Source organism: Roseiconus nitratireducens, from assembly GCF_008629675.1.
GTDB lineage: Bacteria > Planctomycetota > Planctomycetia > Pirellulales > Pirellulaceae > Stieleria > Stieleria nitratireducens.
In genome coordinates, this window is sequence record NZ_VWOX01000001.1 from 706,517 (window position 1) to 726,999 (window position 20,483).

Sequence of the window (20,483 nt, forward strand, 5' to 3'; positions counted from 1 at the left end):
TCGGGTAACCAACAGAAAAGGAACCACAATGAATGTCCTGCTTAGAGTTGCAATTTCAATGTTTGTATGTTCCGTCGCAATTGCGGAGGATGCTCCGAAAGATACGACGATGTTGCAAGGTACATGGGTGCTTTCGCATGGAGTCTTCAGTGGGAAGACTCTAAAACAACAATTTCTTAAGGAGGGCGTTGGAGATCTTCAGATCACCTTCTCCGATGACATCATGACCATGTCTGGTGGTGGCAGCCCTGATCACACCTATCAGTTTACGCTCGATCCAGCTACGGATCCGAAATCGATGCAAATTGTCACGATTGAGACTCGCGGCAAAGCACCGAAGGGGGCGAAGCTTCGATGCATCTATAAGATCGATGGCAATGAGTTGATTCTCTGCATGCCAGCCGACTCCTCTGTTGATCCTCCGAAGGAGTTTAACGCCCCTGAAGGATCTCGTCTGACATTCCTTGTCTTGGCTCGCGATACCGCAACCACGGCTGTTGCTGCGAAACCGATCGCAGACGGAGGTGCCAAGGCACTGCAATTCGCCAATCAGGCCGTTGCCGCACTTGAAGCTGAAAGGTTGAGTATGGAAGCAGGCGCGAAAGCGGGGCACGTCTCAAAGACGCGAATCGACGAGCTTCGATCCGAATTGTTCGATGCCCGGCTTATTCTGCTTCGGCTTCAGGGAGATGAAGCGGGAATCGCCATGCTCCTGCAAGGTGAAATCAAGCTTGAAAAGGCGCGATTCGAACGATTGAAAGAACTGACTTCCCAAGGCTACGTCGGCGGCGAAAAGCTACGCGGGGGTGAGTTGCGGTTGCTCAGCGTGCAACAGCAGCATGCGCTTCACGAAAAAGATCAAGCGAAAGCTGACGAAGTATTGCGTCGAGCCTTCGAGATTGAACAACAACACTTGCAGCGACTGGAATCGCTATCTTCCCATGGAGTCGCAAATCGATCCGTTATTGCTCGGCACAAGCTCCGCATCGCACGTCTGCTCGCGGATCGGCAGGTTGAGCCAGTCGAATGCCACTGAAGGTCGCCAATAGGCTGCCCCCGCATTCAATGGATACTGACTGACGCGGAAAATTATCTTTTCCCTTTTTGTGTAAGGATCTCCAAATCGTGTGTTTAACTGCTGTCGGGTAAAATTTTGCTTTCCCGCAACAGTTTCTCAGCGTGCAGTGAAGAGCGAGTTCAATCACGAGTGCCGGTCGCGCCGATCATGGCGAGCAGCGGCCCGGTATCGCCCCCCATCGCGCTGCTGCCAATGCCCCCCGGCCAACAGAGTGGGGTTCTCGGCGATCCCCGCCGACACAGGGCTGAGCAGCGTTGACGACTTGGGTAGGCGCGGATCATTGCCGCCCAAGTCTCTGGTAAGTGGCGATTGGATTTAAGCTCGCTAACTGCTTTCGATTCGACGCGTTACGGAAATGGACGTCAAAGACGACGCAAATTCGGAAGGTGGTTTGAACTGGCAGTAAACGTCAAGAAATCAGCGTAAACCCTTGCCGTTGACAGAAAAACAGCTCGCCGCGAATCGACGCGACGAGCTGTTTTGAGCTGTAGTCGGGGCGACAGGACGCCAATAGAACTTTTTGCTCAAGGGCTCGGCACGATGCCGGACTCATTAATCATCGCCACAAAAGCACTTACGGCGACTACGGCATGAGTTTCTGACGCCAGAGGAGCCGGGAAAGCTCGAAAGTGACCGGGGTCATTCTGGGGCCATGTGTATTGCGGGTGCATCATCCTCTTTGGCCCGTAAGCCTGTGTCACGCGTCGATATAACGTGCAGTACACGAATCGATTTGCCCCTACAGGATTTCACTGGCCCTCGTTAGTGCGTCGGCCAATACAGTTGGATGACTCATCTCGTCGAGTTATTCCGGCGGTAGATCGGTCGTGATGTACTACTACGCTCTCAAGCGGCTTTATCGCGCAGCATTGTTTGGAGCAGCAGTACAATTCAGGCGCTCTTCGAAGTCTCGCAAATAGTCGAGTCGCCACCTGCTCACTGTCTGGGCTCCGAAATGCTCGCCGGTGGCGAAGTCCGGCAGGGGATCGTCAGTCCACCAATTGGGAAATCGCGAGGAAGGTTTCCAAGCGATCTCCGGTCGCGGGGCGATGGCGGTTATCACACCCGTCTTGTGGTCAAGCGCGGCGACGTTACTGTGGATCGCGTATCGGTAGGTTGCAATGGCCTTCGGACAAAACCGGAACCGCATTGTGCCGTCCCCCGGTGCGTGACCGACCAACATCTGATTCTCGACGGTAAGTTGCGCGGTTGGCTTGCCTGACGCTTCGTCACCCAAAGGGAGCACGAGTTCGAGAACACCGAAAACTTCCATCTGATCATCCTCGGTCGTGAGGCGGTTGAACACGGAATAGGGGCGGTCCCAGGCTCGGACGAACTGGCCGCCCCAGCCCGGCTTCGTGGGGTCATCGGGTGATCCCTTCAGCAGCCAGCCAACGGAAGGCGTGTCACCCATCTTGATCGCGTCGAGTTTCGAGTTGAAGAACTCACCCAGCGCTCCGTGGCCGGCAATGTGCTGCTTCACGAACTCCTTGTTGTCCCACTCGCCGGACTGATCACCACCGTTGAACCAGCCACGATAGGTCGAATTGGCTTCAATGATCCAGAGCTTTGGATGGTGATCGGCGATGTACTGATACGCATCTGGCCCCCACTTCTTGTTGGGACCGCCGATGTAGTAGACACGGAGCTTCGGTAGGATCTCGGGAGCATCATGGAGGGCCTGCGCCAAATCTTCGATCCCTCCCCAGACCAGCACATGTAGCGGACGCGGATCAGCGCGACGTGCGCACTCGACAATCCACCGCGAGCCTTCGGTCGATTCCCGCACGCCTGCATAGGGAGCGGATTCGGTTTCACCTTGCTTCGTAATCGCCCGTAGTTGGCCTGGAGTTGGGTAACTCTCCGAGTACGTTCTCAGGTTGCGGTAGTCTTTCTCGTAGCACTTGATGACGTCCAAAATATGCTGTTTTCGTCCAGGCCCAAACGGCGAGGAGACCAACCCTTCGATGTCCAGGACATCTGCGTAGACCAGTAGATGCACCATTGACTGAAAGTCATCCGGATCGGTTCCACCGATGTCGGTCGAAACGATGACTCGATACCGCTGGCCATCCAGGCCACCGCGATCACCCGCTTCGGCAGCGCGATTCACTTTTTCTTGTGCGTTGGTCGTTCCACTAGTGACAGCGAGGACGCAACTCAAGAAGATCAACGCCAGCTTGCCGCGAACAATGTGGCGGACACGACACGATAAGTTCTGCTGCATCATTCATCTCTCTGTGGGCACCATACTGTCATTTCTGACTTTCCGCGGTTGGCCCAAGCAAAGTATGGAATCAGTTTCACGTCGATCTCTTTCGACTCGCGAGGCTTGAAGGGACGGTAAAGTTCTTCACCCCAAGGCTTCGCATCCACAACTTCGGCCTTCCCTTCGAGCACGGTAACGCCGCCTAGCAGGCTCTTGTCGAACCTTGGCGTGAAACTTGCATCGTAAGGGATCGCCACGTCTTGTATGTTCACATCGTGCGGCAAGTCAGATGATTCGAGACAGTACACCAGCGGTCCACGTTTGACTGCGATCTGGTTGCGTGTCTCTTCGACAAGCGGATGTGCCTCGACCAGTTGCGCCTCCATCGGTAGCGTCAACTCAATTTCGTCGCCGCGATTCCACTTGCGGCGAATCTCGGCGTAGCTGCCGGGCGTGACCTCGCGTGGCTCGCCATTCACAACCAGCTTAGCGCCATAGGCCCAGCCGGGAATTCGCACGAACAGTGACATCTCGGTCGTCGGAGCAGTGTCGACGGTGATATTCACAAGTCCGCCCCATGGATAATCCGTCGCTTGATTCAACTTGATTCTGTAGCCGTCATCGAGTGAGGTGTCGAGTGTATTGCTCCCGAAAATGTTTACCCACACGCCGCGTTCCGATCGGCTGTAGGCGTACCTACCGACTTGGGCGATTGTGCGGGCGACGTTAGGCGGACAACAGAACGACGTCATGTAGGGTACCCGCGTGCGCGACCAGCGCATTTCAACCGGAGCCACATTATGCTGCCGTAGCGGGTTGGTATAAAAGAAGTCTGTTCCGTTCAGGCTGACGCCCGATAAAACGGAGTTGTAGAGTGCGAGTTCCATCACATCGACATGCTGCGCATCACCGCTGGCCAGGAACATTCGCCAGCTCCAAAGCACGTTGCCGATGTTCGCGCACGTCTCATTGTGGGCGGTAGCGTTGGGCAGCTGATAGTTGCGTCCGAATGCCTGATGCACGCGCGTGATCTCGCTTTGATTCTTCGATCCGTCGGGCGAGGCACCGTCGTAGAGCGCTCCGCAGCCGCCAGTGATGTACATCTTCTTCTTGACGAGATTGTCCCAAATTGCAGTCAGTGACTCCCAAAGTTCCTCATCCCCGGTCTCGGCATACAGGTCGGCGATCCCTGCGTACAAATATGTCGCACGGACGGCATGCCCTACAGCCTCATCCTGCTGCCCAAACGGCACTCGATCCTGATTGTCATCGCTGCCATCGACGATTCGGTCTCGCATGTGGATGAGCCGCTCTGCAAGAATCAGGTAGCGGCGTTCACCGGTCTCGCGATACAGGTCGATCAGGCCCATGTAGTGTGACGGGCAGATCGCGTGCCCGGCTTGCTGCGGAGTTGGGTTGCGGAACACTTCATCGAGAAAGTCCGCCGCTTTACGAGCGATGGTGAGAAACTGAACTTTACCAGTTACCTGATGATGCACAGAGGCAGCCGTCATGAGATGGCCCATGTTGTACATCTCAAAGTTAAAGCGATCGCCGAAGGGTTTCACTTCCATATTTCCGTTACGATTTGCAATGAGCACCGGCGTGTGAATATAGCCGTCTGCCCGCTGCGCTTTACTGATGATCTCGATGATTTCATCCAACTTCGCGTCCCATTCCGGATCGCGATCAACCGCATGCGCGGCACAAACGGCTTCCATCCATTTATAGAAATCCCCATCGTTGAATGGTGCTCCATGGTAACTTCCCTCCGACAAACCAGCCGCGATCCGAAAGTGCTCGAGGTATGGCTTGTGTTTCGTTCCGCTCATGATTTCCCAAAGTGCGGGGAGCGTCTGGTCGCGACATATCGCGAACCGTTCTTGCCAGAATCCATCCGTCCATTTCACGTTTGACAACCGAACGAGTTCAACGGTGCGATGGGAAATTGTCGAACGCTCCTGAGCTTGGAGCTTGCCAGAGCTGAGCCAGCAACAGATGAACAGCGCGAGTGCCATGAGTTTCGACATGCTAGTTCTCCACATCGACGATCACGCGGCGGTAACGCGTCAATCTCGGAGTTCCATGGTCTGTGACCGCGAGGATGACATGCATCGTGCCCGTGCCCGGCGGCATCACGCGCTTTGACGGAACGATGAACGAAGCTTTGACGTGGTCGAAGTTTTTGATGGCGACGGGCTGGCCGGTTGTCCCGCTGGAGGTCTGCAGCGAGCCTGCTTCGCCGTAGTAGAACCAGTTGAAGGACAGTGCGTCTCCGTCAGGGTCAGTTGAACCTTCGGCACTCAGTTGGACTTCCTCGCCCGGCCTTGCAGTCAGCCGATCGGCGTGGCCGAGTTTCGGCACTGGCGGATGGTTGGCTTCCTCGTACGGCTTGATCGTCCAGTCCATCCGTGCCGCGAAGTCGTTCTGGTACGCTTCGCGCCAGCGCCAGATCGTGGCGTGATTGTCCGTATGCCAGCGGTTGTCGATCCCTAGCACCTCATCAGCTGCGTTGGTCCAGAAGGGCCGCGTTTCCTCCTGCAGGAACCACTTCTGCATTCGCGGTGTGTAAAACTCATAGCGACCTCCCCAACCGCCCCAGTCCGGATGCTCGGGATCGCTCAAGCCGTTCGTGATAAGATTTAGGAACGATGGTGTGTCGCCCTCCATCAAATATTCCCAATGTGGATACTCGGCTCCGAGTTGGCCTTTTTGTCGGACGTTCTCATCGAGCCATTCGTTGGTCACGAGCGTGAAGTCGGCCCCGACGAAGCGCCCGTGAAAGTAGTCGCCGCTGATGCCGCTCCAGGTGGCATGGTGGTATGCACCCCCTGCGTGAAGGCCCGGGCTGGCAATGTAGAACAAATCCGGAAACTGTTCGCGCAGCCACGGCCCGCTGTCATCCTGGTCCGAAATCGTGTAGACCCGCAACTTCGAGACGAAGCTCTTCAGATCTGCCTGCGATCGCGTCTTCCGCACTTTCCAGAGAGCCTGCGCCAGCACGTTCGGGCCGCCCCAAACTGTGACCCACAGAGGTCGCGGGTCATCTTTGTCGACCGCCCTGATCAGCATCTCGGAGGCAGGGGAGTCTTTGCCATCGCCGACCCCGTTCATACCGTACACCGGAAGTCCTTCGGTGACGCGATCGAGCAACGACGCACCCGAAGGAAAGCCTGGCTCATGCCGTTCCAGATGATCGCAGACTTTTTCATAGGCCTCGACAATGCTGCGAATTCGCTGTGGCGCGACGCGATGCTGCTGATGAATGGACGTCGTGGCCGCCAGACCTTCGATCTCGAAGTGGTTCGCGTAAGTCAGGAAGCGAACCATCGACATGGCATCATCAGGTTCGTTTTCAATGTCCGTGAGGACAAACACGCGCGGCTTTTCTGCGGCTGAAGCGATAGCGAACTGACCGCAAACGAAGAGCAACGCACATCTCCAGAGCAATCTTGTTAGTCCAGTCCTATTCAACATTTTCATGTTTCATCTTTCCGAGTTCACTCGCCGGACTCACGCATGCGGTCGATAGCGACAGCCACGAGGATCACGCTCCCCTTGACCACCTGTTGCCAGAACGGCGAGACATCCAATAAAACCAATCCACTATTGAGCACACCAATGATGAGACAACCGATGACAGTACCCAGGACGGAACCACGTCCACCGGAAAGCGATGTTCCCCCAATCACAACCGCAGCGATGCTGTCCAGCTCGTACCCCATCCCAGCGTTCGGTTGAGCAGAGTCCAACCGCGATGTCATGATCAGCCCGGCCACAGCCGACAGAACGCCCGCGAGTGAATAGACGATCACTTTGATGCGATTCACGTTCAGTCCGGACAATCGTGCTGTCTGTTCATTGCCGCCAACGGCATAGATGGAACGCCCCAGTCGCGTCTTTTTCGTGATCACAACAAACAGACCCACCAGCCCGGCAGCGATCCACACCGGAGTGGGAGCTCCCAACGCCGTCCGTGTCCCCAGGATCGCAAATCCTTCTCCCAGGCCGGTGATGGGAAATCCTTTCGTCCACAGCATGGTCAGCCCGCGTGCGATACTGAGCATCCCGAGTGTGGCCACGAACGGAGGGATCTTCAGGCGAGTGATCATCTGCCCGTTGAACCAGCCCAGGAACCAGCCCACGATCAATCCACAGACGATCGCTCCCCAAGTGGTGAATTGCAGTTCGACGCCCAGCCACGGCATGGGCACAGCAGACTTGATCAATCCGGCGGTGATTGCGCCGGCAAGCGCCAACACTGATCCTACAGACAAATCGATTCCCCCGGACAGAATGACCATCGTCATGCCAATCGACAGGCAAACGTTGACCGAAATCTGCCGCATGATGTTCCAGCCGTTGGCCGCCGTCAGAAAGCGATCCGACAACAGACTCATCGCCACGATCATGAGGATCAGGACGAGCAGCGGTTGAAGCCGGCTGGCATGCTGCCAGATGGTAAGTTTGTCAGACATGATGAGTGCTCGACCAGTACATAAAACTCATTTCCCTCTTTCCACCTCCGCGTCCGCTCCTGGAACAGCGGCTTGCATCAGAACCTCCTCGTTAGCGACCGAGCAGTCGAATTCAGCGGTCTTACGTCCTTCGCACATCACCATGACCCTATCGGCGATGCCCAGCAGTTCGGGCAGTTCGGAAGACACAACGACAATCGCCATCCCCTCGCGCTTCAAGCGATCGACCAGGGAGTAGACCTCACGTTTTGCGCCGACGTCGATGCCGCGTGTTGGCTCATCGAGCATCAGGACTCCCGGCTGTCGCGACAGAACTTTTGAGAGCACAACCTTCTGCTGATTGCCCCCGCTGAGCGTACGGACAGGCTGCTTGACTGTTGGCGTCTTGATCGAAAACTGTTCCACGTAACGTTGTGCGTGTTCTCGTTCCCGCCGCGCATTCAGCAGTCCCACGGACTCGATCTCCGCCAGACTGGACAGGCTGATGTTCTGCTCCACGCTCATTCCCAGGATCAAACCCTGATGCTTACGGTCTTCCGGAACCAGTCCCAGGCCACTGTTCAATGCCTGCTCCGGCGAGCAAATGTCGCTTGGCTGGCCGTCAATCGTGACTGTGCCTGTCGTCCGCGTAGGATGGAGGCCGAAGATCGATTCCAATAGTTCAGTACGGCCCGCACCCATCAGCCCAAAGATGCCGAAGACTTCTCCGCCACGGACGGAAAAGGAGACGCCGTCCACTGCCGGTCGCCGTGCTTTCCTCGAAATCATCGTCAGACGGTTGACTCGCAGACGTTCGCTGCGAGCAGGAATGGCGGGGGAATGAACGTAGAGATCTTCGAGTTTGCGTCCAACCATGAGTCGCACAATCGTTTCCCGGTCAGCCGTTGCGGCCTCCAGCGTCTCCACAAGTCGACCGTCACGCAGCACCGTAATGCGATCACTGACCCTCAGGAGTTCATCCAGCTTGTGCGAGACGTAGACGATCGAAATCCCGGCGGCTCGGAGCGAGCGGATCAGGCGGAAGAGAGATTCAACCTCCTGATCGCTGATGGCCGAAGTCGGCTCGTCCATAAAGATCACGCGGGCACGTGAACTGAGGGCTTTGGCGATCTCAACGACCTGTTGCTGTCCCACGCGCAGACGGTGCACTTCGCTGCGAGGATCGATCGTCGCGTCCAGATCGGCAAGCAGTGTTCGGCATTGTCGGTTTTGTTCGCTAGACCGGATCAGTCCCAGACCGGAGACCAGTTCGCGTCCCAGGAAGATGTTCTCTGCCACCGACAGCCAGGGCACGAGGTTCAATTCCTGGTGAACCAGGGAGATGCCCCGATCCATCGCCTCACGCGGATTTGCGAAACGAACAGGTTCATCGTCCAGACGAATGATGCCCTCATCAGGTTGCGCCACTCCTGCGAGAATGTGCATCAACGTCGATTTGCCGGCCCCGTTTTCGCCGATCAGGCCGTGGACTTCTCCAGACCTGATTGCAAAGTCAACCTGATTCAATGCCAGCACGCCGGGATATCGCTTGACGATTCCCTCCGCAGCCAACACGACTTGGTTTGCGGTCGAAGGGCGAATCATGGGGCCGGTCCCCCATCGTCGGCTCCCGTGGAATGTCCGTTGGCAATTACACTCAAACGAATCGGAATCAAACGGATTGGATCGAGATCAGATTGTCCTCCAATCCTGGCGCAACCGACGAACTCCACTTCAACACCCGGCTTGAGCAGAGGCCGGTTCGGTGCAATGACTTTCTGCTCAACTCGGCGATTTAGCTCGGCAGAGACCGCATTGAAATCCTGGGAGTTGGCGAAGGAGCTGGCTTTTACGCCGAGGGATTCCCGCACGGTGTTGTCGACAACGACACCCAGATCAAGACGCACGTGGCGCGAATCCCCGGCGACTGCGAGGATTAACCAGTTCTTCTCCACAGTCTCAACGATGCCGCGCCCGCGCACACAAAAGTACCACGCTCCTCCCAGTCCCGCCTGGTTCCCGTACTCGCTGCGTGCTCTGGAAGTATCTGCTTCGAACGCTTTCCATAGAGCTGTGACGTCGGTAGCCACTTCGCCTTCTCGCAGTGGTCCGGCCCAGAAACTCTCCGCGAACTCGGCTGGATTGGCAGGAGCGGACTCATCAGCAACTCTGGATTGATGACCAGTCGCCGATCGTTCTCCACCCAGAGGACGGATGTGAAACAGCGGAAAGAAGCAGCAAGCAATGCCGCTGGCGATAAGGAGTCCCCCGTACAGGAATAACCGCCTGCGAGCCACACCTACTCCTTCCTGCCAAAGCCGGTGAAGTCGCCGATGTTTTCCCGCGTGACGAGGTCCACATTGACCGGAATCTTTTGCTCAAAGTCTCGCTTGCCGTTTGCCAGGTATTCGTGCGCGTACTCTGCCGCTGTTCGAGCCATCACTTTCGGATACTGCATCACCGTCGCAGCAATCTTCCCTTGGCTGATCGACGTCACCACATCGTCGGAACCGTCATAGCCGAAGACTCTGACCTGATCCGCCTTGCCCGCTGCCAGCAGGGCCTGATACGCCCCCATTGCCATCGCATCGTTGCCGCAGAAGACTGCGTCAAGGTCGTCCTGAGACTGCAGGATCGATTCCATGACTTCCATTGCCTTGTTGCGATCAAAGTCCGCACTCTGTTGGGCTACCATCTTCAGGCCCGGATACCGATCCACAACGCTGTGGAATCCTTTCGACCGATTCCACGTGTTGTTGTCTCCGACCAGTCCCAGGAGTTCGACGTAGCTTCCTTCCTCGCCAACCGATTCGACGAAGTACTTGCCAAGTTCAACGCAGCCGGAGTAGTTGTCTGACAGTAGTTGTGCCGTTGCGGCATCCGTGGAGTTGATCTCGCGATCAATGCAGAAGACCGGAATGCCTGCCTCTTTGGCGCGTTTGACGTTGGCGATCGATCCATCGGCATCGGTCGGATTGAAGATGATCGCCGTGTAGCCCGCAGCAATGACGTTGTCGAAATGCGCGGCTTCCTTTGCCGTGTCATTCTGCGAATCGAACAACGTGGCTTCGTCCCCAAGTTCGATGGCGCGATCACGAGCTGTCTCACCCAGGACGACAAACCAAGGATTGTTCAGCGTCGAGATGATCACTGCGACGCGACGCGGCTTGTTCCCTGTGCCCAAGTTTTCTGATTTTGGAGATGTTCCGGTATTCGAAGTATTGCCGCCGCAACCGGAAGTCACCACAAGCAACAGCACCGCGATTGAAGCGATCACTCGCGGAAAAACTGGCATTCGATTCATGAGTTTCACTCTGTATCTATTAACGGTAGCACTTATTGTGCCTCAGAATACCACACCTGACTTAAGAATCACGTTCGCATAGGGAGTACATTCGCCAGTCCGGACGATCACCTCCGAGTCTTGTGTCAGCCGCTTGAACTCTTCGTGCGGAACCTCTGTGACCACGGGCTGCATCTCATGTTGCTGACAAATGTCCATCATCGCCTGAAACACTTCCGGGTTCTTCAGATGGATTTCGCTGGCTACGATGATTTCTTCCACCATCATTTCGCTCAGGATCACATCCAGCGTTTTGACGAAGGACGGATATCCACGCTCGATCGCCAGATCAATCCGTTTCACATCGGCCGGGATCGGTAGTCCGGCATCACACACCGTGATGGACGCTGTGTGCCCGACGCGGCTGATCGCGTAGCTGAGTTCACTGTTGAGTAATCTGGTTCGTTTCATTGGCGTCTCGTGGCGTAAGCTTCCAGCTTGCTATTAAGAACACGGACCTGAACGGCAAGCAGGATGCTTGCCCCACGGGTTCACTTCTTATGCGGAACGACTTCGATCTTGCAGCACTTATCGAAGTCGGTGACCAATCCAAAGTCCTTGACCAACTCGTCTAGGCTGAATCGATGTGTGATTAACGAAGTGAAGTCGTAGCGATCTGATTGCTGCTCCAGCACCTTCAACACTGGGCGCCAATTCGTTCCACAATGGAAGACCGAATGAATGTGCAGGTTCTTCGAGTTGATGTGACGCATCACGTCCAGTGGAACCGTTTTCCCGAGGTCGACCCAGTTGCCGACTTCGATCACGGTCCCGCCTTTGCGAACCATTCGCAGCGCTTCGACGAACGCTTCTGGTTCCCCGGCTGATTCGATAACGAGGTCCGGCCCCACGCCTTCCGTCATGTCTTTCACGCGCTGAATCCGCTCTTCAACGTCGACCTTAGCCGCGTTGATCGTTACGTCAGCGTACAACCCCTTGGCGATGCCGAGCCGCAGATCAGACAGATCCGTGGCAATCGACAATCCGGCACCCTGAATCCGAGCCATTACGCCGTGAAGAATTCCCAGCGGTCCGTTGCCCAGCACGGCGACCGACATACCCGGTCCAAAACCCTCGTTGACCGGCGCAAATGGAACGCTTGCGCGAGCCAAAGCATGGAAGGCTACCGCCATCTCTTCAACGAAAACCGCGACATCTGTCGCCATGGTTTCAGGAATCTTGAACAGATGTGTCCGCGGACGAAGAAACATGTACTCGCCAAAGCCGCCGCGAACGTGAGGTGCTACATCAGCGTTCGGATGCAGACCGTAAGCCTGTAGTTGGTTCTCGCAGGTTTTGTTGTTGTACTGATTGCGACAGTACCAGCACTCGCCACAGTTCACTTCGACCGCGATTGCCACACGGTCACCGGGCTTGAGTACTTGACCGTCATAGTCCATGACGCGAGCAGCGTTATCGCCGATCTCCTCGATCGTCGCGATGACTTCGTGACCGCCGATGTACGGATAAATCGACTTGCCGCGCAGTTCAGTCGCTTCGCCCTTGAAGATGTGCCTGTCAGTGCCGCAGATCCCCGACATGTCGACCTTCACGATCGCCGAGTCGTGATCCATCTTCGGGTATGGATAAGTCCGCATCTCGGTTTTACCGGGTGCGGTCATACAAACGGCACGGACTTGAGTCGTTTTCCCCGGAGTTGACATCGTGACAGGTCGTTCTTCAGTTACTTGAGCCATGTGTTGAGCCTCGTTCGTTTCGGTCGGTACTGCGGTCCGTCGTTGTGGCTCGGACCCTCGCCAATTGGGATGTACGGTTGCAATTGTGACAGTAGTTTTTCGGAAAATCTTCCTGAATACTGATTAGTAATCACGGAATCATAAGGTGAGTAGGACTGGGAAATGCCGCTCACTGGCGGCGCGAACTCCTAGATTGCAACCATGCTGATGACGAAAGCCCGGCAAGCAGGATACTTACCCCACCGACATCACTCGACAGGTTCGAACACGATTCTGCGGTAGCCAGAAAGGTTGTGCGTGCCGTCATCGCGGACCTCGCAGATCACATGAAATGTCTTTCCGGCTGAATCGGGCGGTATCGTGATTGTGGCTTTGCGGGAATTGCCACCCGAGATTTCCACTGGCTTGTCGTACGTCCCGGCAGCCGACAGAACCCACCAGTGGAAGGTCAACTGGTCGCCATCGGGATCAGACGAACCAGAGGCATCGAGTGTGACCATCGTCCCCGATGGAGACTTTCTGGTCAGGATGCTCAGCGACACATCACCGTCGATGACGACGACCGGGTTCCGATTGCCCGTTCCGTATTTGGCCCAGTCCATACGCGCGGCGAAGTTGTTGAACGTGGCCGCATAGAAATGGTCTTCAAGCTTGCGGCAGATGCTGTACTGTGGGTCGCGGCAGTTGGTGAAGCAGGACGTCTCGTTGTCTTCGCCTTTCCCCCAGGCAAAGTAACCGCCCCAGCCGCCGTGAGTCGGCACGTTCGGATCATTTAGTCCGGTGGGCAGCAGGTGCAGGAAGGCGGGAGTATCGCCTTCGACACCGTACTTGTATTTCGGGTAGACGCTGCCCAGGTGTCCGTGACCTTGGATGTGCGTCTCATACTCCGACCAGTTCTTCTTGCCGGTTCCATTCTGGTACTTCCAGGCAGATTCGTCCCAGATGAAGAAGAGATCTCTTTCAAACTCACGTCGCAGCCATTGATGGGAACTGTCGCTAAATGGCGTCTTCTGTTCGCGATCCTGATCCGTGATCGTGTAGACCCGCAGTTTGCTGAGGAACCTTTTCAGTTCGGCTTCGCTTCGATCCTGTTTGACTCGCCAGATCGCCTGTGCCAGCGTGTTGCCTCCGCCCCACACCGTGATCCACAAAGGACGCTCATCGTCTTCATCGGCTAGTTGGATGATCCATTCACTGCCCGGTGAATCGTTCCCTTCGCCAATGTGCTCCGCCCCACGTTTCTTGCTACCGAACATCGTCTGCTTGCGCAGGTACTCCGGGCTAGGCCAATAACCAATTGACTGCCGCGTTTCGTCCTCCAAGTGTTTGGTTTGCTCAGATCGTTTGGCAAGATTGGTCAGGTCTTTTTCATAGGCATCGGTGGCGTTGTGGATCAACTGCATGAAGTCATCACGCGTCTTGTCGAGACTCCAACCCGTTGTAAATATAAGTCCTTCGATCTCGACGAGGTCTGCATGGACCATCAGTCGCACAAGGGACTCGCTGTCATCAGTTTCCCAGGTCGACACATCCGTCAGAACCACAACGCGCGGCTTGAGTTGTTCCGCATGGCAATCTGCTGAATTGGAGGACAGAATCACGATCGTCAGAATTGTGAGAGTGAAGTTTTTCATGGGGTTTTGACCTTCGTGGCGTAAGCTTCCAGCTTGCGATGAGTATGGTTTCTATGGGTTACGGCAAGCTGGAAGCTTGTCCCACTTTGTCGACTTCAGTGCGACGGGGAAAAGCGGCATGCGTGCCAATCCGCGTGACGGTCAGTGCTGCGACCACGCTGGCTCGGTGAGCAGATTCGCGGAGTGATCGGCCTTCGCACAATGAAACAGCCAACGCGGCAGCGAACGCGTCGCCAGCCCCCGTCGTGTCAACTGCGTCGACGTTCACTGCGGGAATATGCACTGCCTCTGAGCCGTCCACGACGTATGCGCCTCCGCCTCCCATCGTGAGCGCAACCGACTTTACTCCGCGAGCGATTAGCACTTTGGCCGCTGCGTGCGCATCGTCGTGACTGTTCACCGCTCGGCCCGCCAGAACTTCGATCTCGGTCCTGTTGGGAACGCATACGTCACACAGTTCCAACAGTTCATCGGGAAGTGGGACGACTGGGGCCGGTGTGAGGACCGTCAACTTGCCCGCAGCCCGACCGATGCGGAACGCTTCCAGCGTGGCATCCAGTGGTGTCTCCAACTGACAGACCACAGCGTCAGCCCGCTCGATCGCTTTCGCAGCCTTCCTCACGTCCGCAGCTGACAATGAAGCGTTTGCGCCGGGGATCACGATGATGCAGTTCTCTGCCTGATCATCGACGACGATGGCCGCTGTGCCGGTCGGGTTGTCGTTGTCCTGTCGGGTATAGTCTGTGTTGATGCCATCCGCCTGATACTGGCGAATGGCTTCGGTTCCAAACGCATCATTGCCGACGCAGGCCACGAAAGTGACGTCCGCACCCAGCCTGGCCGCCGCCACCGCCTGATTCGCTCCCTTACCACCCATTCCCTGATGCAGGGAGTGACCCGTCAGCGTTTCGCCCCCCTGCGGAAATCGCGGCGTGCGAAACGTCAGATCAATGTTGGCCGAACCGATGACACAGATGCTGGGCCTCATTTCAACTTCGCTCCTGAATTGCTCACGCACCAGTCAGCACGCTCGGCAAACTCCTTCTGGAATTCTGCGCGCCATTTGGAAATCGACGGCGGACCTGGACCATCGACGAAGTGATTCTTCTCACCATCCTTCTTGAACTGCCCACCCCAGCTTTCCTGAGTCGGATCGTCGGGATCGTTCAAACCACGGTTAGCACTAACGAGCCACAGGAACGCCGGTGAGTCACCTTCGCAGACGCCGGTGCAGCCGATCCCTTCGTGGGGATACACATCACACAGTGGACCGTGTCCCCTGCGCACGTGCTCATTCAGCCAGGACAGATCAGAAACCGGGTCACGACCGCCGAACATCCCCTGGTAAGTCTTCGCCGAATGAATGATGAACAGGCGCGGGAAGTTGTCCCGCAGCCAGTCGATAGTGCCATCCTGTGTCGCGATCTGATGGATACGAAGCTTGCTCAAAAACGTTGTCAACTCGGCAGGGGTGCGCGTTTGCTGAACCTTCCAGACCGCTTGCGCCACGACGCTGCAATCACCCCAGACACTGACGTAGACCGGTCGGGAATCCGGCTTGTCGACGATTGCAATGAGGGCATCGGACGCTTCGCTATCTTGTCCCTCGCCGATGTTTGCGATCCCCTTCTTCCCCCACGTGCCACTGCGTCCCTCGAATGTGACACCGCGTAATTTGTCTGGAGTTGGGTACAGCGGATCGTGCTGTGTCAGGTTCTCATAGACCAGTGCGTAACGATCAATCACATCCAGGATGTTCTGTTTTCGGGCGATATTGGCGAAAGTCCCCGCTGAGGCGATCAGTGCTTCAATGTCAAACTCATTGGCGTAAAGCAGAAAGCGGACCATCGACTGCATGTCATCCGGATCGCTCTTCTGATCGTTGGGGACGTCACTCTCTTTCACGACTCCGATTGGGGGAAAGTCGGTGGTGACAACGACTCGGAGTCGCTTCGTGTTGCTGACGTGATTCGTATTTGTCTTGGCTATCCGCTCGTCCGCTGCGATTGCTACTCCGACCATTACAGCTGCGACCAACATCAATAGGATCAGGAATCTTTTCATGATGCGAAACTCACTGTGACGTGAAATTCCAGCTTGTGTTGCAGAATAAATTGAACTGGCAGGCAGGATGCCTACCCCACGTTATTGGATATTGCAGATGATCCGTTGATAGGCAACGAGCGACGGCGTGCCGCTGTCGGTCACTTCGAGAATGATATGGATCTGTTTGCCGGGCTCGTTCGGAACTACGAAGCTTGCCTGATCCTCGGACTCACTGCTAGCGATGGAAACAGCGGACTGCGCGGAGTCAGCTTCAACGTATTGCCACCAGAGAAAGTTCAATCTGTCGCCGTCGGGATCTGATGCTTTGACGGTGAGTTCGACCGGTTCGCCTGGCTTCACGTCGCGCGTCAACTCGCCAGCAACCATGACCACGGGATGGTGATTGGCGGCTTGGAAATCCTTGACGCACCAGTCTGCTCGGGCGGCAAAGTCGTTCTGGATGGCATCAATCCAACGCCACTGAGGTTTGAGATACGCGGTCAGTTCCGCATCGTTGGGGATTTCCTTCTTCAACCTGCTGCGTCCCCATGCTGAACCGGTATACCACCGGCCTTCGGGATATTGGTAGCCCGGCTCCGATACAGGATCGAGCCAGGTGTTCTCGCGGACCCTCACGAATCGCCCACCCCAGCCGCCCCATACCGGTGATTCATCGCTGCGCAGTCCGTTCGGGATCGTGTGCAGGAACGAGGGCGTATCCCCCTCAGACCGGAAACGTCCGTCTTCGTGCGCTTCGTATAGCGCAAGCAGAGGACCGCGGCTCCGCAGTAAATTCTGGTTCATCCATTCCGCCGAAAAGTAACGCTCCATGTCCCGAGGTATGGCCTTTCTCTGCTTGTCGTACGCCATGGCGAGGAACTGATCGGAGATGATGGTCTGGATGCCGTATTTGCCCCAGCGCGGCCGAATGTACTTTTGGTAAGTCTCATCCTGCTCCCAGATTAAATAGAAGCGGATCTTTCTCGCCACCTCGGCCATTCGTTCAAGGTGCTGCTCTTCGATCATCTTCAGTGCCCGTGCGATGGTGTTCGTCCCGCCCCACGCCTGAATCCAGATTGGACGAGGGTCTGACTCATCCAGCAGGACCTCGACGATCCGCTGCGAACCAGGGGTGATCTCGTCCATTTCCCCCTCTGCCTTCACGTTTCCGAGCAGAGTCCGGCTCTGAAGAAGCTCGGGTGTGGGATAACGCGGGTCGTGCTTGATCAAGTTTGGATAGACCTTTGCGTAGGCATTCAGGTACGGCTGGACCCAGCCATCGCCCGCCCAGCTACTTTTACCTTTCCAGTGGTATTGGGAGCTGGATAGGATGATGCCTTCGACGTCCCATTCGTTGGCATAGAGGAGAAACCGGACCATCGAGCATCGGTCGTCGATCTCCCCGTCGGTGGTGACAATGACGCGCGGTTTTTCCGCAGCGATCAGATTAGCGGTCTGTCCGACTACTATCGATGCCAGCACCACGAGTCCCAGACGAACCTTCATGATGAGTTGCACACTATTTGTCACGCGACATCTCCAGAGCGTTAATGTTGTTTTCGGGCTTCATGTAGTCGACGAACTGAGTTGGATCGGTACCGTTGAGATACTCCTCGACGTTCGTGTAGCCATCGCCATCTTTGTCCGACGAGTTATCACCCGCATTGTTCGCATTGAAGCCGTGCTTCCTTTCCCATTCGTCGGGCATGCCGTCGTTGTCCGAATCCTGTGGCGCCTCCGCAGATTGCAGTGTGGGCCAGCCCCCCACTTCATTCGGCGTAGTGATGATTCCGTTATTGCCGCGGGTCGCTGTGCCATTGCGAACTTCTTCAATGATGCGGGCATCGATCGAATCACGCTTGGGCAACGAGCAGCCTGCATGTTCAAGGACAGCCAGATACGCATCCTTAGCAGTTTGCTCACGAATGGGCATCGCCTCCCACGGCGATGCCAGCTTCGTAAAGGATTTGCCGTCAACGCCCAACCAATTGTTGGCGGTCACTCCGGGAGAACCGTCGACATAGTTTTTCGCCACATACCAACTTCCGAAATCGCCGTCGTCACGGGCCGAGGGATTGGCAATGCGGTCTCGTACATTGGATCGTGTGGCGGGCCCGGGTCTGTAGTAGTTGGCTACCAAGTTAATTGTCGAAAACTCGACAGGTGGTTGGCGCCGATCACCTTTTTGCTTCGCTTCGCCGCCGTAAGCGGTTTGATAGCCCCAGTTGAACAGCACGTTGTTGCGGTAATCGTTGTACCCACAACCCGATGCCCAACGTGGATTGCGACTGTCGTTGTGAGCGAAGAGGTTGTGGTGATACGTGCCGTACTGATTGCCCCAGATGCCTCCGAAGCGATGTGATCCATCCGCCTTCGCACAAGCTTCTGTGATCATGCACCATTGAAGCGTGACGTTTTCGTTGTGATACAGAGAAAACACCTCGTCCGTGCTCCAACTGGCCGACACATGATCGATGATGATGCTTTTCCGGTATCGTCCGCCGATTGCGTCACCCTCGTGGTCTGTCCGCACGCGGATGTACCGAATGACGACATCGCTGGCGTCGATGCCGAGACTGCCTTTGATCGTGATCCCGTCACCAGGAGATGTCTGACCCGCGATCGTGATGTGATCGTTCCTGATCCTAATGTCGCCATCAATCGTTCCTCCAACCGTGAAGGTAACGATTCGCGGCCCCTCAGCTTCGCACGCGGCTCGAAGGCTGCCTGGACCCGAGGCATTCAAGTTGGTGACCGCAATCACTCGGCCGCCGCGACCACCGGTGGTCAGCGCGCCATACCCTTCCGCACCTGGAAACGCTGGCACACCGTTGGCATGAATCGGTTGCGACACCATCAACGAAAGGGCGATGGCGAAAATCCACGTCAGGGGAAAGTGCAATCGTGAGTTGTTGAGCATCATCTTGGTTCTCTCTGACTTAGCACCAACGCGGAACCGCCGGGGATGTTTTCCAAAATCCTCGATGGTTGCGATCGGCAAATGGGTAGTGAGTGGAATGGTAATCCTGACTTGACCGCAGTTCCTCCTGTTTTCGATGCGTAACTCACGGTATTCTAATAGGGATGAAACGATTCGACACTTCTCGCTCCGAGTTCTCACCTTACGGGTTCACCTGTGAACGGTGGAAGCCGAGTCGCATGCCCCGACCGGATCGTCACAACGAGATTGAGATGAATTTCATGATGTCCGGGTCGCTGACGTACCTCCTGGGCGGCAGCCGGACCACCATTCGTGCAGCGAATCTCGCCATCTTCTGGGCGGCCATCCCGCACCAGATCGTGGCATTCGACGGGGATGCTCCTTACTTTGTCGTGACGCTGCCGCTCAGTGAGTTCCTGCGAGCTGGCGTCGACTCCAGCCTGGTGCACCGAGTTCTCGAGGGAGAGCTCTTGACCGATTCAGCTGAGGATGGCTCGGATCGCATCGCATTTGAGAGATGGGAAGAAGACCTGATGAGTGCTGACCCGGTGCTGGAACGCGCAGCACGCCTAGAAGTGCAGGCTCGCCTCCTGAGATTCGCCCGTGGGATGAGTCCCGCAGCCGTCGCGGGCACAACGTCCAGACTGTCCCGGGCCGATCAGTTGGCCTGCTATATCGCGAAAAACTATCAGGAACCTCTGACGTCGCAAATCATCGCTGAAGCCCACGGAGTGCATCCCAATTACGCCATGAACCTGTTCCGCAAAGCGTTCGGAACAACGATGACGGCGTTCATCGTTCAACACCGTATCTCGCATGCACAACGATTGCTGGTCACGACTGAGGATACGATCCTGAACGTGGCCATGAATTCGGGCTTTCAAAGCCTCAGCCGATTCAACGAGGCCTTCAAGGCGGAATGCGGCTGCTCGCCAAGGGACTATCGCAAGTCCCACCATCCAACCGTTCAGACGCTGTCGATCGACGATTAGCCGAGAACATAGATCCGAATCTGAGGTGGACGCATCACTGGCTGCGGCATGAATGCGTGTATGGAGGCAACGCGATTCAAACGCCG

16 protein-coding genes are annotated in these 20,483 nt (G+C 56.3%); 2 read left to right on the top strand and 14 right to left on the bottom strand.

Going from position 1 to position 20,483, the window contains the following annotated elements:
* Nucleotides 1-28: 28 nt before the first annotated feature.
* Complete coding sequence (locus FYK55_RS02295) at nucleotides 29-1,036, top strand: TIGR03067 domain-containing protein (protein WP_150074415.1); 1,008 nt, start codon at nucleotides 29-31, stop codon at nucleotides 1,034-1,036.
* 898 nt (nucleotides 1,037-1,934) lie between these two features.
* Here the strand turns inward: FYK55_RS02295 and FYK55_RS02300 are convergent.
* From FYK55_RS02300 to FYK55_RS02365, 14 genes are all read right to left on the bottom strand, one after another.
* The gene (locus FYK55_RS02300) at nucleotides 1,935-3,191 is read right to left on the bottom strand and encodes a DUF1593 domain-containing protein (protein ID WP_235908376.1); all 1,257 of its coding nucleotides are present in this window, start codon (nucleotides 3,189-3,191) and stop codon (nucleotides 1,935-1,937) included.
* Nucleotides 3,192-3,304: 113 nt separating this feature from the next.
* Nucleotides 3,305-5,317, bottom strand: a complete 2,013-nt coding sequence (locus tag FYK55_RS02305) for an aceric acid hydrolase (RefSeq protein ID WP_235908358.1) — start codon at nucleotides 5,315-5,317, stop codon at nucleotides 3,305-3,307.
* A gap of 1 nt (nucleotide 5,318) precedes the next feature.
* Complete coding sequence (locus tag FYK55_RS02310; protein ID WP_235908359.1) at nucleotides 5,319-6,770, bottom strand: nucleoside hydrolase-like domain-containing protein; 1,452 nt, start codon at nucleotides 6,768-6,770, stop codon at nucleotides 5,319-5,321.
* A 17-nt stretch (nucleotides 6,771-6,787) separates the two neighbouring features.
* A complete protein-coding gene (locus FYK55_RS02315; protein WP_150074421.1) occupies nucleotides 6,788-7,765 on the bottom strand; it encodes an ABC transporter permease in 978 nt (325 codons plus the stop codon).
* A gap of 27 nt (nucleotides 7,766-7,792) precedes the next feature.
* Nucleotides 7,793-9,349, bottom strand: coding sequence for a sugar ABC transporter ATP-binding protein (locus FYK55_RS02320; RefSeq protein WP_150074422.1), 1,557 nt, complete (start codon nucleotides 9,347-9,349; stop codon nucleotides 7,793-7,795).
* Nucleotides 9,346-10,041: a DUF2291 family protein gene (locus FYK55_RS02325; protein ID WP_150074424.1), complete on the bottom strand. Its 696-nt coding sequence runs from the start codon at nucleotides 10,039-10,041 to the stop codon at nucleotides 9,346-9,348. The genes FYK55_RS02320 and FYK55_RS02325 overlap by 4 nt, the downstream gene beginning before the upstream one ends.
* A gap of 2 nt (nucleotides 10,042-10,043) precedes the next feature.
* Nucleotides 10,044-11,039 carry a D-ribose ABC transporter substrate-binding protein gene (locus FYK55_RS02330; RefSeq protein WP_150074634.1) on the bottom strand — a complete coding sequence of 332 codons (996 nt, stop codon included), beginning with the start codon at nucleotides 11,037-11,039 and terminating at the stop codon, nucleotides 10,044-10,046.
* 51 nt (nucleotides 11,040-11,090) lie between these two features.
* A complete protein-coding gene (gene rbsD / locus FYK55_RS02335) occupies nucleotides 11,091-11,498 on the bottom strand; it encodes a D-ribose pyranase (RefSeq protein WP_150074426.1) in 408 nt (135 codons plus the stop codon).
* A gap of 80 nt (nucleotides 11,499-11,578) precedes the next feature.
* Nucleotides 11,579-12,661: a zinc-dependent alcohol dehydrogenase gene (locus tag FYK55_RS02340; protein ID WP_235908360.1), complete on the bottom strand. Its 1,083-nt coding sequence runs from the start codon at nucleotides 12,659-12,661 to the stop codon at nucleotides 11,579-11,581.
* Between the two features lie 371 nt (nucleotides 12,662-13,032).
* Nucleotides 13,033-14,418: a DUF1593 domain-containing protein gene (locus FYK55_RS02345; RefSeq protein WP_150074430.1), complete on the bottom strand. Its 1,386-nt coding sequence runs from the start codon at nucleotides 14,416-14,418 to the stop codon at nucleotides 13,033-13,035.
* 58 nt (nucleotides 14,419-14,476) lie between these two features.
* On the bottom strand, nucleotides 14,477-15,406 hold the full coding sequence (gene rbsK, locus FYK55_RS02350; RefSeq protein WP_150074432.1) for a ribokinase: 930 nt from the start codon (nucleotides 15,404-15,406) through the stop codon (nucleotides 14,477-14,479).
* The gene (locus FYK55_RS02355; RefSeq protein WP_150074433.1) at nucleotides 15,403-16,482 is read right to left on the bottom strand and encodes a DUF1593 domain-containing protein; all 1,080 of its coding nucleotides are present in this window, start codon (nucleotides 16,480-16,482) and stop codon (nucleotides 15,403-15,405) included. Before FYK55_RS02355 ends, rbsK begins: the two co-directional genes overlap by 4 nt.
* Before the next feature lie 81 nt (nucleotides 16,483-16,563).
* Nucleotides 16,564-17,970, bottom strand: coding sequence for a DUF1593 domain-containing protein (locus tag FYK55_RS02360; protein ID WP_150074635.1), 1,407 nt, complete (start codon nucleotides 17,968-17,970; stop codon nucleotides 16,564-16,566).
* A gap of 13 nt (nucleotides 17,971-17,983) precedes the next feature.
* Nucleotides 17,984-19,465, bottom strand: a complete 1,482-nt coding sequence (locus FYK55_RS02365) for a pectate lyase family protein (RefSeq protein ID WP_201743589.1) — start codon at nucleotides 19,463-19,465, stop codon at nucleotides 17,984-17,986.
* A gap of 158 nt (nucleotides 19,466-19,623) precedes the next feature.
* On the opposite strand from FYK55_RS02365, the gene FYK55_RS02370 reads away from it, so the two are divergent.
* Entirely contained in the window at nucleotides 19,624-20,397 is a 774-nt protein-coding gene (locus FYK55_RS02370) for a helix-turn-helix domain-containing protein (protein ID WP_235908362.1), read from the top strand.
* Nucleotides 20,398-20,483 lie beyond the last annotated feature (86 nt).

Excerpts from the sequence above, each read along its gene's own strand:
- FYK55_RS02295 (WP_150074415.1), top strand. The coding sequence starts at position 29 with ATGAATGTCCTGCTTAGAGTTGCAATTTCAATGTTTGTATGTTCCGTC.
- FYK55_RS02305 (WP_235908358.1), bottom strand. The coding sequence starts at position 5,317 with ATGTCGAAACTCATGGCACTCGCGCTGTTCATCTGTTGCTGGCTCAGC.
- FYK55_RS02310 (WP_235908359.1), bottom strand. The coding sequence starts at position 6,770 with ATGAAAATGTTGAATAGGACTGGACTAACAAGATTGCTCTGGAGATGT.
- FYK55_RS02315 (WP_150074421.1), bottom strand. The coding sequence starts at position 7,765 with ATGTCTGACAAACTTACCATCTGGCAGCATGCCAGCCGGCTTCAACCG.
- FYK55_RS02320 (WP_150074422.1), bottom strand. The coding sequence starts at position 9,349 with ATGATTCGCCCTTCGACCGCAAACCAAGTCGTGTTGGCTGCGGAGGGA.
- FYK55_RS02330 (WP_150074634.1), bottom strand. The coding sequence starts at position 11,039 with ATGCCAGTTTTTCCGCGAGTGATCGCTTCAATCGCGGTGCTGTTGCTT.
- rbsD (WP_150074426.1), bottom strand. The coding sequence starts at position 11,498 with ATGAAACGAACCAGATTACTCAACAGTGAACTCAGCTACGCGATCAGC.
- FYK55_RS02340 (WP_235908360.1), bottom strand. The coding sequence starts at position 12,661 with ATGGATCACGACTCGGCGATCGTGAAGGTCGACATGTCGGGGATCTGC.
- FYK55_RS02345 (WP_150074430.1), bottom strand. The coding sequence starts at position 14,418 with ATGAAAAACTTCACTCTCACAATTCTGACGATCGTGATTCTGTCCTCC.
- rbsK (WP_150074432.1), bottom strand. The coding sequence starts at position 15,406 with ATGAGGCCCAGCATCTGTGTCATCGGTTCGGCCAACATTGATCTGACG.
- FYK55_RS02355 (WP_150074433.1), bottom strand. The coding sequence starts at position 16,482 with ATGAAAAGATTCCTGATCCTATTGATGTTGGTCGCAGCTGTAATGGTC.
- FYK55_RS02360 (WP_150074635.1), bottom strand. The coding sequence starts at position 17,970 with ATGAAGGTTCGTCTGGGACTCGTGGTGCTGGCATCGATAGTAGTCGGA.
- FYK55_RS02370 (WP_235908362.1), top strand. The coding sequence starts at position 19,624 with ATGCCCCGACCGGATCGTCACAACGAGATTGAGATGAATTTCATGATG.